The 14,992-nt window shown below is 34.9% G+C and carries 13 protein-coding genes and 2 tRNA genes; 8 read left to right on the top strand and 7 right to left on the bottom strand.

Annotated elements, in window-relative coordinates:
* The first annotated feature begins 578 nt into the window (after positions 1 to 578).
* On the top strand, positions 579 to 1,022 hold the full coding sequence (locus tag F6K18_RS08790; protein WP_287520161.1) for an NUDIX hydrolase: 444 nt from the start codon (positions 579 to 581) through the stop codon (positions 1,020 to 1,022).
* A gap of 840 nt (positions 1,023 to 1,862) precedes the next feature.
* On the opposite strand, the gene F6K18_RS08785 is transcribed toward F6K18_RS08790, so the two are convergent.
* Complete coding sequence (locus tag F6K18_RS08785) at positions 1,863 to 2,516, bottom strand: ceramidase domain-containing protein (RefSeq protein WP_287520159.1); 654 nt, start codon at positions 2,514 to 2,516, stop codon at positions 1,863 to 1,865.
* 680 nt (positions 2,517 to 3,196) lie between these two features.
* Here F6K18_RS08785 and F6K18_RS08780 point away from each other — a divergent pair.
* On the top strand, positions 3,197 to 5,023 hold the full coding sequence (locus F6K18_RS08780) for an ABC transporter ATP-binding protein (RefSeq protein ID WP_287520304.1): 1,827 nt from the start codon (positions 3,197 to 3,199) through the stop codon (positions 5,021 to 5,023).
* Between the two features lie 362 nt (positions 5,024 to 5,385).
* Here the strand turns inward: F6K18_RS08780 and F6K18_RS08775 are convergent, their stop codons facing one another.
* Positions 5,386 to 5,601, bottom strand: a complete 216-nt coding sequence (locus tag F6K18_RS08775; protein ID WP_287520157.1) for a hypothetical protein — start codon at positions 5,599 to 5,601, stop codon at positions 5,386 to 5,388.
* Between the two features lie 53 nt (positions 5,602 to 5,654).
* Between F6K18_RS08775 and F6K18_RS08770 the strand changes: the two genes are divergently transcribed.
* From F6K18_RS08770 to F6K18_RS08760, 3 genes are all read left to right on the top strand, one after another.
* Positions 5,655 to 5,736 (top strand) — tRNA-Tyr (locus F6K18_RS08770).
* Positions 5,737 to 5,766: 30 nt separating this feature from the next.
* Positions 5,767 to 5,838, top strand: a tRNA-Thr gene (locus tag F6K18_RS08765).
* A 244-nt stretch (positions 5,839 to 6,082) separates the two neighbouring features.
* Positions 6,083 to 7,018, top strand: a complete 936-nt coding sequence (locus tag F6K18_RS08760) for a hypothetical protein (RefSeq protein WP_287520154.1) — start codon at positions 6,083 to 6,085, stop codon at positions 7,016 to 7,018.
* Positions 7,019 to 7,646: 628 nt separating this feature from the next.
* On the opposite strand, the gene F6K18_RS08755 is transcribed toward F6K18_RS08760, so the two are convergent.
* Entirely contained in the window at positions 7,647 to 7,883 is a 237-nt protein-coding gene (locus F6K18_RS08755) for a hypothetical protein (RefSeq protein WP_287520153.1), read from the bottom strand.
* A 74-nt stretch (positions 7,884 to 7,957) separates the two neighbouring features.
* Between F6K18_RS08755 and F6K18_RS08750 the strand changes: the two genes are divergently transcribed.
* Positions 7,958 to 8,644, top strand: coding sequence for a phosphate ABC transporter permease (locus tag F6K18_RS08750; protein WP_287520152.1), 687 nt, complete (start codon positions 7,958 to 7,960; stop codon positions 8,642 to 8,644).
* A 461-nt stretch (positions 8,645 to 9,105) separates the two neighbouring features.
* Here the strand turns inward: F6K18_RS08750 and F6K18_RS08745 are convergent, their stop codons facing one another.
* A complete protein-coding gene (locus F6K18_RS08745; protein WP_287520151.1) occupies positions 9,106 to 9,732 on the bottom strand; it encodes a precorrin-8X methylmutase in 627 nt (208 codons plus the stop codon).
* 275 nt (positions 9,733 to 10,007) lie between these two features.
* Here F6K18_RS08745 and F6K18_RS08740 point away from each other — a divergent pair, with 275 nt between their 5' ends.
* Positions 10,008 to 11,630 (top strand): alkaline phosphatase, encoded by a 1,623-nt coding sequence (locus F6K18_RS08740; protein ID WP_287520148.1) that lies wholly within the window; start codon positions 10,008 to 10,010, stop codon positions 11,628 to 11,630.
* Positions 11,631 to 11,801: 171 nt separating this feature from the next.
* Here F6K18_RS08740 and F6K18_RS08735 read toward each other — a convergent pair whose 3' ends face one another.
* From F6K18_RS08735 to F6K18_RS08725, 3 genes are all read right to left on the bottom strand, one after another.
* Complete coding sequence (locus tag F6K18_RS08735) at positions 11,802 to 12,179, bottom strand: hypothetical protein (RefSeq protein ID WP_287520146.1); 378 nt, start codon at positions 12,177 to 12,179, stop codon at positions 11,802 to 11,804.
* Positions 12,180 to 12,202: 23 nt separating this feature from the next.
* Positions 12,203 to 12,433: a hypothetical protein gene (locus tag F6K18_RS08730; RefSeq protein ID WP_287520144.1), complete on the bottom strand. Its 231-nt coding sequence runs from the start codon at positions 12,431 to 12,433 to the stop codon at positions 12,203 to 12,205.
* A 390-nt stretch (positions 12,434 to 12,823) separates the two neighbouring features.
* On the bottom strand, positions 12,824 to 13,453 hold the full coding sequence (locus F6K18_RS08725; protein WP_287520142.1) for an ABC transporter ATP-binding protein: 630 nt from the start codon (positions 13,451 to 13,453) through the stop codon (positions 12,824 to 12,826).
* A gap of 277 nt (positions 13,454 to 13,730) precedes the next feature.
* Between F6K18_RS08725 and F6K18_RS08720 the strand changes: the two genes are divergently transcribed.
* Complete coding sequence (locus F6K18_RS08720; protein ID WP_287520141.1) at positions 13,731 to 14,738, top strand: Sll0314/Alr1548 family TPR repeat-containing protein; 1,008 nt, start codon at positions 13,731 to 13,733, stop codon at positions 14,736 to 14,738.
* Positions 14,739 to 14,992 lie beyond the last annotated feature (254 nt).

The raw sequence follows: 14,992 nt of genomic DNA, 5'->3' as shown, positions 1-14,992 counted from the left end.
TTGAGCAACTCTCCAAAAATATTTTGCCTTAAAAGGCAGGGTTTTAGACCCATATTATTTTGATAAGAATAATTAACATTAACGTCAACATTCAGCAGTCAGCTATCAGCTATCAGCTAAGGAAGAAGGAAGAAGGAAGAAGGCAAAAATTGATTTAATAACAAATACATAACTTCTAACTTCTCTGTTTGGTCAAGTTTTATCTTAAGAAAAGTGTTTATAAAGTATAGTTTTAAGAGCAGAGTTTTATTACTGAGAGCTGACAGCTAATAGCTGTTTGCGCAGCATTCCGCAGGAAATGCTTACATATTAACTTCGCTAAAATTAGCAAAAAAGTAATTTTGCTTGTGCTAATTAGTTGACAACTGAAATATTGCCCAAGTACATCAGTACTTTTGGTAATTAGTATAAACTACTATTGACTGAAATGAAAAATCCTAATTGAAGAGGGAAGAAGGAAAAAGGAAGAAGGAAGAGGGAAGAAGGAATAAGGAAAAATATTGCCTTGTCTGAGTGTTAAGTTTTCAATCTGTGTTAACCTTTTCTTCGACTACTATAATTCAGAGGAATAAAATCAAATGAGTCGCAAGAAACCTTTTTCTTCAGAAGAGTTTAAACTGTTATATTCTCAAGTTCCTAGATTAGTTGTAGAAGTAGTTGTGAAAACTGATTTAGGTGTGGTATTAACTCTCAGAAAAGATGCTGCCTGGAATAATCTGTGGCATATTCCTGGAGGTACGGTTTTTTATCAAGAATATATTGAAGATGCTGTTCAAAGAATTGCCGTAGAAGAGTTGAGTATTACAGTTACAAAACAACAGTTTTTAGGATATTTAGAATATCCGAGTGAAGAAAAACAACGTGGTTTTGGTTGGTCTGTAGGATTAGTATTTTTATGTACTCCTAATTCTCCACTTCCTACAGAAAATCAAGAAGGAGAAAAAATTCAAATTTTCGATTATGTTCCTGAAAATATTGTTGAAGAACACAAGAAAATTTTGACTCAAGTTTTATCGACTTAAGAGGGAACAGAAAACCCGAAATTTATATTATTAAAAATTATAAATTCATTACAGTGTTTTTCACTTTCAATAAAATACATACAGTGCTACGGGTTAAGAGTAGGAATTAGCTAGGGAAAAAGCGTAAGTAGTTCAACAATGAATAATGAATAATGAATAATGAATAATGAATAATTATCTCTCCTTGAAAAGAAGAGGATTGACTAATAATGAAAATTTTCTTTATTATCCCCTTAAAAGGGGAGGCTTTAAACCACAATTTTTCGGTAAGTGGGAAAATTTACAACTACGTCATTGGAACTGAAACAGAGTGGAAGGAAGCAATCTCAAGGGTTTCAACTATATCAACATTTCGTTATATAAGGGGTTAAAAAAGTGCTAGATTTTCGGTGCCAAGAGCTGCATAAAGCTAGTATTTTTGGCTGACTATGGTAGAACAATTTTGTGACAATTCTTGCTCCTACCTCCTCGTTCATTCCCATTTATCCTGACTCCTGACTCCTAACTCCTACCCTCACCCATAAGACGTAAGCATTCAGCCGTCAGCTATCAGCTATCAGCTATTTGTTCAAAGCAATATTTAATTGAGAAACGAAAAATTTTACTACAAAAGTAAGCTCCAAATTCTATATTAGACATCTCCAAAAATTAAAAATAAAATCAATTATTATCCATAAATTATCAATTATTCTTCCCTGTTCCTTGTTCCCTGTTCCCTGTTCCCTCTTTTCTGGAGATGTCTATTCATTTAAACCCCATCCTTAAGCATCGCGTCTTATTGCTGATAGCTGACGGCTAATAGCTGAATGCTTACCATAAGACTTTCTCAGCAAACCCTAATTAAGCTTTATTTCTTAATAAATTTGACTGATTAACTTTCAAATTGAATAGTAAACAACCTGTAACAAAGTAAAGCATTACTCCATTAAATATATGCCACAAAAAATGAGTTCCTATTGGAAATACCGGACAAATTGCTTGGTCAAGTGTACGAAAAAATAAAGCTATTAAAAATGTAACTACTCCTGCTAAAAACATAAACTTCTTCTGTTTTTTCCCTTGAAAATTATAAATTCCCAATCCTAATAAATATACCAAAGCTGGTACATAACTAAGAGAACCATTTAATACCTTGAGCGGCAGAGTTAGCAAACTAGAAATCAGCAAAACCAACATTAAAATTACAGGTATTATAGGCTTTAATTTCATCACTCTACGGATATAAATCCACAAATAAAATAATTGAAACATCATTATCGGTATGACATCCATTAATAATGCCCAACCTGTAGCATAAGTATGAAATAAACTACTGCCAATACCAATACCTATCATTAAATAAATTAATAGTTTTACACTATAAAATTGCACATTTAAATTGTATGCTAAACGCCAACTTACCCATGCCGCAATAAAAAATGCTATGTTACTTATGGCATTTATTGGCTCATCCCATAAACTAGATTGGAGGCGTTCACAATAAAGATCGATCATAATTCTTTCAACAGTTTTACTCCTGATTTAGATTGAGATAACAACTAAATTCAAGAATTTAGAATTAATAATTTAGAATTTAGAATTATCTCTCCTTGAAAAGAAGAGGATTGACAAACAGGAAAATTTCTATTTATTATCCCCTTAAAAGGGGAGGCTTTAAACCACAATATTTCGGTAAAGATACTAAAAATTAAACAAGTTTAAACTTAGATAATTAACCTTTTCTTTCCTATAGCAATTCCCATACTTGTGAGGTACAAAATTCCTTGGTTTTAGAGAGTAGGGAGTAGGGAGTAGGGAGCAGTAATTCTGGTTCCGTAGAATTGATAAAGAAGAAAAACAACTGTACCTCATTAGCTTGGGAAACGCTATATTTTCTACTATAAACTTACTGTCGCGATCGCAACTGCTTTACTATTACGCTCTACTTTTATTATCCAAAATCTAAAAAAAGTAAATTCTCAGTTTTAATATTACACATAGTAGTATAACTGTAATATAATTAATATAGCACTACGCAAATAGGTTAGGACATTTATAAATGCTCAAAGTTAGTCAGGGATAACTTTTGAATTCTAACTTCTAACTTCTAACTTCTAACTTTTGACTTTTGACTTTTGACTTATAACTTGCGTAGCGCCATTGCTGTGCCTCTAAGAATATTTGACAGTAGAATTATGGCAACTTTTCGGGACATCATTAAATACTACCAGGCATACCTACCACTTTCCATCTTAGGGATCGGAGCATCTAGTGCCCTCGAACTAATTGATTTAATAGTTCCTTATGCCATAGGCCAGACTTTGAATATACTTTCAGACCATTCTACAGACTGGCCAATGGAAAATTTGATTGGAGCGGTCTCCAATCTAACTGGACTACCAAGCAATCAACAATTATCCCTATCAGTGACATTAGGACTAATATTTTTAGTCAGCATCACCAAAGGTCCAACTATGGCTTGGTTAGGACACTGGTATCACTGGGTAGTTCCTCTAAACGCACGTCGAGACCATTTCCAAAACGCCGTCAAAAAAATCCTCACCCTACCTATAGAATTTTATGATGAAAATAACCCTGGACGGATAGCTAACCGTATTTCTAAAGGAGTCTTAAACCACACTTGGACTTATCCTGAAATTGCTGGTGTATTAATACCCAAATTAGTGCGTGTAGTTGGAATTTTTATCGTCATCTGTTTAATAGAATGGCAGATTGCTATTCTATTCTTAATTTCTTTTATCTTTATTCTCAGCTTTACTACCAAAACCCTTCAACATCTTGTCAAAATGGAAGTAACTTTTGATAAGTATGAAGAAAACACAGAAAGTCATAATTCAGAAATTATTACCAATATTAAAACAGTCAAAGCATTTGCTACAGAAACTCAAGAATTCCACAAACAAACTACCCGAATTAACCGCGCTCTAAAATTTATTATCTATCGAATTCATCGAGGCTATGTTTGGCTATCTATGTATCAGACAACAGTTGTTCAATTTTGCCTTTTCTTCATTCTGGGTTTAACATTATCAGCAACATTGTCTGGCGAAATTTCTCTAGGATATTTTGTGACTGTATATACCCTAGCAAGTATGGCTTATGCAGAGATAACTCCCATCAGTCAGCTAACTGAAGAATTTGTCCGTCGCTATGCTTCAATGATTCATTTCCATGAATTTATGCAGTTACCTATAGGTTCTGATGCTGCTAATTTATCAGGAGAAATTGCTAGTTCGTCACAGATTAATGCCTATAAATTTACGGGAAAAGTTGAGTTATCTAATTTGAGCTTTGGTTACAACCAAAACCAACCTGTTTTAGAAGAGATAAATCTCTTAATTACACCTTGTCAAACAGTCGCTTTAGTCGGAAAATCTGGCTCAGGAAAATCTACCTTAGTCAAATTAATATTCAGATATTTTCAACCAAATCAAGGCAAAATTTTAATTGATGGAGAAGATATTAATACTCTGGATATTACAAATTATCGACGTAGATTAGCAATTGTTCATCAAGAAGTAGATATATTTAATGGCACTCTATTAAGTAACTTGATTTACGGTAATCCTCAAGCAACTTTTACCCAAGTTAAAGATGCTTGTAAAATTGCTAAAGCTGATGAATTTATTGAACAAATGCCTCAAGATTACTATACAGTTGTTGGTGAAAGAGGAATGCGATTATCCGGTGGTCAACGACAACGTATAGGAATTGCTAGGGCATTATTAGTAGACCCAGATGTACTAATTTTTGATGAGGCAACTTCCAGTTTGGACTATGAAAGTGAGCGATCAATTCAGTTAGCAATGCATAATATTTTTGGTACTCGCACTACGATTATTATTGCCCACAGATTAAGTACAGTTAGGGAGGCAGATAAAATCGTAGTTCTTGACCAAGGTAAAATTGTCGAAGTTGGTAGTCACGAAGAATTATTAGCTCAAAAAGGTATTTATCGCAGACTACATTCATTACAAGAGACTGGAGAGTTAATAGCTTAAGTTTGGCAGGAGGAAACAAGAAAAAAAGTGTCTACTTTCGTAGCATGATCTAGTACACTGACACATCTAAAATGGTGCAATAAATATAGGTTGGGTTGAGGGACGTTAGCGGAAGCAAGCTACAACCCAACCTACATTTTTAGGCATGTCGGTCCACTAGGAAAAGTTAGTCCAAAAAAGAGAATAACTTCAATCTCCTAAAAATGACTAATACCCTTGATATTTAAGTATTTATGCCTTTTTTAGATAAAACCGTCTGCCTGTATATATTTGAGTCTATTCCATCGCTCTGTTTTGTCTAAGTCCCACTAATATCAATTTTATAAATATTTGCTACAAATGACTGAGCTTTTTACCCGGAGTTAGGACTCAGAATCGGGAGTCATAATAAATGGCTTTAATACCATTTTTAAGTCGAAAATCCTCTTTTTTGTCAAAGGCACATCTGCTACAAAGTATGCACTATCACACTTATTATTTGTAACATTATTTTTTTGAATTGGTACAACTACTATTTCTCCCTGTTGCCTGTTGCCTGTTCCCTCTTTTCTAGAGATGTCTAATAAAATTTTTTCCAAAAACTATTGCAATTAATTTTTTTTGTGTTAGGATATATAAATGTGAGTAGTAAGGGTCGATGCCCGAGTGGTTAATGGGGGCGGACTGTAAATCCGCTGGCTATGCCTACGCTGGTTCAAATCCAGCTCGGCCCACTCACAAATAAAAAGGATTGAAAGAAAAACGCCCGTGTGGCTCAGTGGTAGAGCACACCCTTGGTAAGGGTGAGGTCACGAGTTCAATCCTCGTCACGGGCTTTGGAATTAATTAATAGTATTCCTAAATATATAATATCATAATAAATAAGTTTTGCTTTTTTCAATAATATCATTATAGTCATGGTTAGAGCCAGATGAAAAAAGCCTAAAGTATCAGATGATTATGTAATTAAAGCTTTAGTATTTTAAGTAGAGTTATACATATTTATTTAGCTATTTTTCTCAAATAGCTTCAATGGTATGGCACAATCAATAAGCTAAGTATTTTTTGGGGTAAGGTGGTATGACACCTACAAAACTGTCAGATTCAGAAAAATTAGAAATTGTTGATCTGTATCAAACTACAGAAGATAATACTATTACTCTAGCAGACCGCTATGGAGTAAGTAGTTCTACCATTAGACGTATATTGCAAAGTAATATACCAGAAGATGAATATAAAGAGCTAGTTCACCAGAAACAAAAACGTCCATCTCGTTCCCAAAAAAATAATATTGACCAAGATACAGCAGATGATTTGGATGAGTTAAAAGTCAAGGAAGACTTGGATGGAGAAGTATTGGATGATGGGGAAGATGAATCTGGTGAAGTAGTCAAAAAAAGACGACGAGGGTCTTCTTCATCTAATAATCCTGAGATATATTCGCCAACAGAAGCTCCTAAGTTATCCTTAACTTCTCAAGAAAAGCAAAAATCAAGCGATCGCAATGATTATAATTACGCTCTGCCAAAAGAAGAAATAGAAGAGATTTTAGCAGCAGACCTACTAGAGCAAACCCAAAACAACTTAGATGATTTTGAGGATGATGATTTAGAAGATTTTTCTCAAGAATTTGACGATGAAGATAAGCTCGAAGAAGAAGATGTAGAAACCCCCTATAACCTATCTATTCAGAATTCAAGTTATTCTGAAATTATAGTCTATCCTCTTACAGAATCTGTTTTGCCAAAAATTTGTTACTTAGTAGTAGATAAATTTACGGAGTTAGTGACCAAACCTTTGATGGCCTTTGGCGAGCTAGGACAAATACCTATAGAAGATTCTCAAGAGAGGACTTTACCAGTTTTTGACAATCACCGAGTAGCTCATAGATTTTCTACCCGCAACCAAAGAGTGCTAAAAGTGCCTGATGGTAGAATGTTGCAAAAAACTTCAGTATATTTACAAGCAAAAGGAATTACTCGACTACTGATTGATGGTCAAGTATACAAGTTATAGTAACTACTGAGGTCAGGAAATTCTTGACTAAATTCTTTAAATTAAAATCTAAGAATAGGCACAATTTATTTTCCAGAATCAAATCAAAAATCTTCTTGATGCTCTTTCATCTGTCCAATACCAAGCAGAGGTGGTAGGAGAATAGAACTAACGATAACTCCTATACTCACGCTAAATGCCAAAATTACTCCGATAGGTATCTCGATAGACCGGAAAACAATAAATTTCAAAGATATTGGGGCAGAATTCTGGACTGAGAAGATTGCAATACCACTAACCCACAATGCCAGGATTATACTACAGAGAATTGGCGAAATGAATTTTTGCATTAAATTAAAAAATCAGCTTAGGAAACGGAATATAACTAATTATCACCTTACCATGAATTACAAATTGAAGAAGGAAGAATGAAGAAGGAAGAAGGAAAAACTGTAGTCCTGCTCGCGTAATGTTAGATGGGAATTAACAACGGCCCTTTATGGGAGTATCTTGATCCCACTACTGTTGTCCTTAACCAAAAAAATTACAATAGACCACTATTACAATGCACTACCACCGAAAAAACTAAAGGACTGGAAAGGTGGATGGAGATACTAATACAATTTCTGAATAGTCATGCTATGTTTAATTACCATCTCCCCATCTCCCTATCTCCCCATCTCCCCATCTCCCCATTAAAAAGATACATAGCAAACTGTTTGAGATTTGGTCTAAAATATCGCTGCTTGATCGAACCCCAAAAAACTTGTAGATACCGCAGTTGACTTGCGTGGGTATTAAATCCATAAGAGAAAAGATAAAGGAAACTAATGGTAACTAAATAGTATAAAAAATTTGCCAGATCAAGTGTAATAATATTACTCATCTAAATTATATTTAATTCATTGATGTACCGTAGTCTAAAATTAAATCAATTCATCTAAACTTTAAAATCTATCAATGCTAGTTCCTCTAACTCGTAAAACATTTGAGCAACTAATTCCAACTGTAGCTACGAGCGACCAATATAAATATTATTGGGGAAAATTCTCTGATGTGTTGAAACGAGCTTTAATTTCTGCTGTTGCAGTTTTGACCATTGTTTTAATTAACGTATTTGCTCATAACGATGGAGACCCTTTATTTTTACTCATTGGTATCACAGCAGGTCTTTATTGGTTTTGGGGACCTGTTTTATTAGCTAGTCTTCGCAATATGGAATGTAGACGATACCCATACAGTGGTCTATGGCAAGGACGAGTTTTAGATGTATATATTACAGAAGAAGTTGTTGGTGAAGAAGAAACAGTTAATAAGAAAGGGGAACTAATGATCGTAGAAAATTTAGAGCAACGAATCAATTTAGAAGTAGGTGATAAAACAGGATTTGTAACTGAAATTCAGGCTCCACTGCGCCGTCATCATCAAGGGGTTTCTAGAGGTCAGGTAGCTGTAATGTTAGTAATGTCTTATCAAGAAGATTTAGGAAAAATTGTGAAAAGTTCAGATGTTTATCTTCCTACTGTAAATCTCTGGGTTAGTGATTATCCATATCTTAGAAGAGATGCTTTTATTGAAGCAATTAATCAGGTACGCTCATCTCGTAGAAAAAGTAAACAGCCTCAACCAAGTAATATAGAATATTGAAGTAGCACTCAGCAATCAGCTTCTCAAGATGTACAACGGGGGTTTTAGTCCCACATTAACACGCACCACCGGCTTTTTCAAATATAGTGGGGGACTTAAACCCTTAAATTTTTAGCTGACAGCTAAATGCGGTTTGCCTTTGCATAGCATTCCGTAGGAAAGTATTCCGGAACAGAAAAGCTGATAGCTAGTTAATTATTTCTCTGCTGATTAAATCTCAAAGCATTGATAGATAAAGGTTAAAGCCTCTTTTGAGTTTAAAAAAGTGCCAGATATCACGCCCAAAACCCTCAAAAAGTTAGCATCAAAAGTTAGCATTAAAGGCACAATAATTACAGAAAAATAACTCTGACAAATATATCCGAACTACCTCCTCCATAAATTCTATTCTTCCTAACTACTCCCCTACTCCCCTACTCCTCTACTCCCCTACTCCTGAAAAAATACTTTTTCAGCAAACCCTAATTGCCTGGACCTTGTTGACCATAAGCTTGCCAAGCTAAGTCCACTAAACCATTAATAACAGCCACTGCTACCACAGCACTACCCTTACGGCCATCAATTCTAATATGAGGAATCATCGAATCGTATAAACGTGACTTAGCTACATCCACCCCCACAAAACCAGAAGGAGTACCAATAACCAAAGCAGGTCTAATTTCCTCAGCTTCAATTAAGTCAACAATTGCACAGAGGGCAGTTTGAGCTTCACCTATAACGAAAATGCCCTCTGGATAACGTCGAGCTAAAGTTTCAATTCCCCAAGCTGCCGTAGTTTTTTCCTTCTGGGGTCTAGTTATAGCATCAATTGAACAATAAACAGGATTAACAAAGGTACTTTGAATTACTGGCGCAATACCCACCTGAACCATTGGCACATCTACGACAATAGTTGTACGAGCAGCTAAAGCAGCAGCACCAGACTGTAAAGCAAGGTCAGAGAAACTAATTAGAGACTTATATTCAAAATCTGCCGTAGCATATATTACCCGCCTCACAATTTCGTACTCCGCAGGAGAGAAGGCGTGAGGTCCAATTTCTCTATCAATAATTCCTAAGCTTTGGGCATCTGTGATGTGCCATTCCATATTAAATTATTCCCCTGCCTGAAATAGTTAGTTAATATAAAGTTTCAAAAAAATGAAAATATTAGCAATTAATAATACCCTGGAAGGGCAAAATTTTCCATAAATTTCCACAGGAGTAAATCTATACTTTATATAGCACTACAAGAACTGGTTAGGACATTTTTCAATCCTAAAATCCTTTTACAGTTTGCTATTCCCTGTTCCCTGTTTTCTGTTCCCTATTCCCTAGTGCATAGCGCTATAGATATCAAATTAGCTATCAGATTTTTATAGAGATGTTTAATCGTCGTAAATTTATACTTTCTTCTGCTTTGATCGGTGGTGGTCTAATTACTACTAATTTAATAGTTAAATCAAAAAAAGAGCAGTTATCAGTTCCAGGAATTATTACTTCAGAGAAGATGCGTCCTCAAATTCCTTACGGAGTTGCTAGTGGAGATATTTCTGGTGGAGGAAGGGCAGTAATTTGGAGTCGGAGCGATCGCCCAGCTCGAATGATTGTAGAATATGCTACTAATGAATCTTTCCAAAATGCTGAGAAAATTATTGGGTCTGCTGCTCTAGAAACTACAGATTTTACGGCGAAAGTTAATCTTTCTGGTTTACCTACTTCGGAGCAGATATTCTATCGTGTTAGTTTCCAAGATTTGTCAGATATTAATATTTATAGCGTTCCGGTTATTGGTAAATTTCGCACTGTGCCAAAACCAGGGCGGGATATTTTCTTTGCTTGGTCTGGAGATACTGCAGGTCAAGGTTGGGGTATTAATCCTGAGTGGGGAGGGATGAAAATTTATGAAACTATTAGACAGCTTAATCCAGATTTTTTCATTCACTGTGGGGATTATATTTATGCTGATGGTCCAATAAAATCTGAAGTACAGTTGGATGATGGTAATGTTTGGCGCAATTTGACTACACCAGAAAAGTCTAAGGTGGCTGAAACTTTAAAAGAATTCCGTGGCAACTATATCTATAATTTGTTGGATGAAAATGTTCGTCGTTTTAATGCTGAGGTGCCTCAGATAGTGCAATGGGATGACCACGAAACTACAAATAATTGGTATCCGACTGAGAAGTTATTGAGTGATGACCGCTACAAGGTTAAGAGTGTTGCTCTTTTGGCAGCTAGGGGAAAACGAGCTTTTTTGGAATATACTCCCATCAGTATTAATGGCAATGACCCAGAAAGAATTTATCGCTCGTTCAGTTACAGGCCTTTGTTGGATATTATGATGTTGGATATGCGGAGTTATCGGGGACCAAATACGGAAAATCTCCAGACAAGTCAGAGTGAGGAAACGGAATTTCTAGGTAGTCAGCAAATAGAATGGTTGAAACAGCAGTTACTCAAGTCTAAGGCAACTTGGAAGGTTATTGGTAGTGATATGCCAGTTGGTTTGGTTGTACCGGATGGGGATACTGCTGCAGAAAATTTGGCTAATGGAGATGGGATGCCATTGGGGAGAGAGTTGGAGATGGCGGAGTTATTGCGGTTTATTAAAGGAAAGAATATTAAGAATGTGGTGTGGTTGACGGCGGATGTTCATTATGCAGCAGCTCATTATTACGATCCGAATTTGGCTCAATTTCAAGATTTTAAGCCATTTTGGGAATTTGTGAGTGGACCGTTAAATTCGGGAACTTTTGGTCCAAATGAGTTAGATAATACTTTTGGTCCTGTGGTGAAGTATCAAAGTGTTAATGTTGAGGATAAGGTGGTGAATTTTCCTCCGAGTCAGGGTTTACAATTTTTTGGCACTGTGAAAATTGATGGGAGTACGGAGGTAATGACTGTGACGTTGAGAAATATTGAGGGGAAGGTGGTTTATCAGGTTGATTTATTGCCGGAAGAAAGGGGTAAGGCAGAAGGCAGGAGGCAGAAGGCAGAAGGATGAGAAGGATTTGGACAAACTACCTTTTTATAAACGGATTTGGTATCAGAAGGCGTAAAGTTAGAAGTTATAGCTTACGAGTAGAAAAATTCTAGCTTATTGGTAGAAACTTTCTAGGTTAATGAATAGGAGTTAGGGGATACTTCACACAGGATTAATAAGCAGTATTATTTCCTAATTCCCATTATTCCAGCCATCAATTGAAGCAATCAAAATATTAACTGCTGGATGATCTATCAACTCCTTAAAAGCTTCCTTGCCTCCTTGTTTTAAAGCTTCAATTATTCGAGATTTCAGAGAGGGATTTTTATCAATCTCCTGCATTACCTCACCTACAATTATTGCATTTTCCGTAGGAGTTGCAGAATAGTCCGGTTTAGACAATTGTTGTAATAATTGTTGAATTTCTTTTGCTGCCTCGGCTAAATTTTGCTTTTGTTCTGGGGGGTAATTGTACTGATTTTGAGTTGCTTTTCCCTTACCAGTAACACTACCTAAATTAGAATGATCAATTCTATCAATCTTAATATTAGGGTTATTTTCCTCAGTCATTTTTAATCTCCTTATTTCACTATTTACAAAAATGTTAGTACCATTTTAAATAAAATAGATGTATTATCTTCAGTTGAATTTAACTCAATTAACCCAATTACTTGTTGATTAACTGCCTCAAGTACAGAAACAATGCTAGTTGTTTTATTATTAATTAAATTTAACTCTATATTTGATGCACTTAATATTCTGAGATTTCTTATAACAAACTTTGCCAATTGGTCTAATACTTCATCTCGACTCTTATTACCCATAACAATTACCCCAACTACTTCAATTCCTTAACAACCAACAACTCATTCCCTCGGTCGTCGATCGCCTTAAGAGTTATCTCCCGATACTTCCCTGGTTAAAACGTTGCGCTAGTAGTACCTGTCAAATGTTCCCACACCGAATCTTTACAACTACCTTTCAATTCTTTCTTGATACTATCCCAAGCATTTGTTCGTTGACTTCTAACTTCAAATGAGCGATCGCTTCCTTATAATTTTTAACTCTTATCTAAAATTTTAGGAGATATCTATAAATAATAAAAGACTAGCTCCATTAACTTCTAAATTCTAAATTCTAAATTCTAAATTCTAAATTCTAAATTCTAAATTCTAAATTCTAAATTCTAAATTCTAAATTCTAAATTCTGAATTCTAAATTCTACATTCCAAGTTTCCTTTATTTAAAGTCCAACATTTATCAGCTATGGGTAAAAGGTCACTAGCATCATGGGTGACAACCAATAAACTCCAATGATTTTTCAATTTAGCCAGTAAATTGACCAGTTGTTTTCGCATTGACCAATCTAATCCTGCTGTTGGTTCGTCTAACATTAAAAGATGAGGTTGTCTAATTAGTTGTACTGCTAAAGCGAGGCGACGTTGCTGACCTCCACTTAAAGCATGAGGTGATGTACTTAATAATAAATCCTGAAGTCCTACTTCTTCCAGAGCAGAAGATATTTGTTCTGACCGTATCTCTGGATGGCCTAATCGTAATTCTTCGAGAATAGTAGCGCCACAAAAATGTCTCTCTGGAAATTGAAATACTAAACCACCGAGTTGTTGTAGATGTTCGGAGGTTAATTTTTGGTCTCGCCAGCAAATTTCTCCTTTAGAACATTCAGCTAAACCAGCTAATATTTCTAATAATGTAGTTTTGCCGGAACCGCTACGACCAATAATTAGTCCCATTTGTTGAGGTGCTAGTTCCAGGTTTATATTTTTGAGAATAGGGGTAGTACTAGCTGCTGGATGATAATGTAGGTTTTTTAGATATAGCATTTTAAGAAGGAAGAAGGAAGAAAGAAGAAGGAAGAAGGGAGAATTTAATTTTCTGTAATAGTCTTGTTCTTTTAAACATCTTTTTTATTGTTTCTACTCATAAAAATTTCTGAGTTTGGATTAAAACATTTTCTAGATTTATATGAAAATTGTCTAAAAATTTATATATAATCTAGCTTAGATAATAACATAGAACATCACAAAATCCACTTTAGTAGTAAATTTCTCTATTAACAACCTAAGCACCGTAAACATCTAATTAGTCTCAAAATAACTTATGCTAAAAACTTCATTGATTTGGTGTAAAGAAATTCCATTTTTGAAACAAATATCAGTTTTTTCTAGCGCTACTTTAATCGGTTTAAACTTATTAGTAAATCCAGCAATAGGAGACCCGTTTCGCCAAAAAAATCCTATTGAAATAGGAGAAAAAACTGAAGCTGCTTTTAAAGCAATGTTTGAGGAAGGAGATTATAAACAAGCAAAAGATTATCTTAAAATAGCTGAATCTGAAGAGATAAGTGAGCCACTTGTTTATGCAATGATATCTTCCTTACATTACTTAGATGAAAATTGGGAATCTTTAAAATTGTATGCCCAGAAAACTACTGAAGTAGCAGAAAATTTAATTACAATTAATCCAGTTCGCGGTAATATTTATGCTGCCACTGGTCAATTTTTAGAAGGTGCTTATATTATATCTACTGAAGGTACATTAAAAGGCGCTCCAAAAGCTCTGGAGAAACTTCGGAAAGCTTTAAGTCATTTTGAAACAGCAGAGAGAATAAATTCATCAGATCCAGAGTTAAATTTACTCAAAGGATATATGGATTTAATGTTGGCTGTTAATTTACCATTTTCTGACCCAGAAAAGGCAATAAAAACATTGCAAAATAAAGCTTATCCTCATCATTTAGCTTATCGAGGAGTGGCAGTAGCTTATCGAGATTTAGACAAACTTGAAAAAGCTTTAGAATATGTGGATAAAACTTTATTAGAAGTTCCAGATAATCCCGAAGTGCATTACTTAAAAGCACAAATCCTAGTTGCTAAAGCTCGAGATAAAGATAATGATTTATCAATGAGAAAAAAAGCTAGGGAAAACTTTGATATGGCTTTAGAAAAGTCAGATAAAATGCCAAGACGTTTGGTCGCACAAGTATTTTTTGAACAGTGTAAAAATATTAATAATATAGATGATGGTAAACGACCTTGTGACCCAATGCGAGATGCTATTAGGGATGGTTCAGGTACATGGGGACCAACAGAATTACCACTGCTTTAAAGTAGCATTTAGCAATTAGTAATCAGCACTCAGCAGTAGTGGAGCATTCCGGTACGGAAACGCTAAAAGCTAGTTAAATTGTTAATTCAAAAGTATAAATTTTCAACTAAATTATATTTTTTTCTATAACAATTCTTGGGGTAATGGTGGATAAAATATCTGGGAATGAGAGAACAGATGTAAGGATTCATAGTTTTTTTATCCTGGTAATTTTTGATGATTTATACCCAGATTACTATATTGATAAATCGTTA

The sequence above is a fragment of the Okeania sp. SIO2C2 genome, assembly GCF_010692625.1.
GTDB lineage: Bacteria > Cyanobacteriota > Cyanobacteriia > Cyanobacteriales > Microcoleaceae > Okeania > Okeania hirsuta.
Note: the sequence above shows the minus strand (reverse complement) of the source record. Positions and strands in the feature narration are given on the sequence as shown.

What these genes read in the sequence shown, in the direction of transcription:
- F6K18_RS08780 (WP_287520304.1), top strand. Translation starts at nt 3,197, where the DNA reads ATGGCAACTTTTCGGGACATCATTAAATACTACCAGGCATACCTACCA.
- F6K18_RS08730 (WP_287520144.1), bottom strand. Translation starts at nt 12,433, where the DNA reads ATGGGTAATAAGAGTCGAGATGAAGTATTAGACCAATTGGCAAAGTTT.
- F6K18_RS08740 (WP_287520148.1), top strand. Translation starts at nt 10,008, where the DNA reads ATGTTTAATCGTCGTAAATTTATACTTTCTTCTGCTTTGATCGGTGGT.
- F6K18_RS08755 (WP_287520153.1), bottom strand. Translation starts at nt 7,883, where the DNA reads ATGAGTAATATTATTACACTTGATCTGGCAAATTTTTTATACTATTTA.
- F6K18_RS08720 (WP_287520141.1), top strand. Translation starts at nt 13,731, where the DNA reads ATGCTAAAAACTTCATTGATTTGGTGTAAAGAAATTCCATTTTTGAAA.
- F6K18_RS08750 (WP_287520152.1), top strand. Translation starts at nt 7,958, where the DNA reads ATGCTAGTTCCTCTAACTCGTAAAACATTTGAGCAACTAATTCCAACT.
- F6K18_RS08790 (WP_287520161.1), top strand. Translation starts at nt 579, where the DNA reads ATGAGTCGCAAGAAACCTTTTTCTTCAGAAGAGTTTAAACTGTTATAT.
- F6K18_RS08735 (WP_287520146.1), bottom strand. Translation starts at nt 12,179, where the DNA reads ATGACTGAGGAAAATAACCCTAATATTAAGATTGATAGAATTGATCAT.
- F6K18_RS08725 (WP_287520142.1), bottom strand. Translation starts at nt 13,453, where the DNA reads ATGCTATATCTAAAAAACCTACATTATCATCCAGCAGCTAGTACTACC.
- F6K18_RS08745 (WP_287520151.1), bottom strand. Translation starts at nt 9,732, where the DNA reads ATGGAATGGCACATCACAGATGCCCAAAGCTTAGGAATTATTGATAGA.
- F6K18_RS08785 (WP_287520159.1), bottom strand. Translation starts at nt 2,516, where the DNA reads ATGATCGATCTTTATTGTGAACGCCTCCAATCTAGTTTATGGGATGAG.
- F6K18_RS08760 (WP_287520154.1), top strand. Translation starts at nt 6,083, where the DNA reads ATGACACCTACAAAACTGTCAGATTCAGAAAAATTAGAAATTGTTGAT.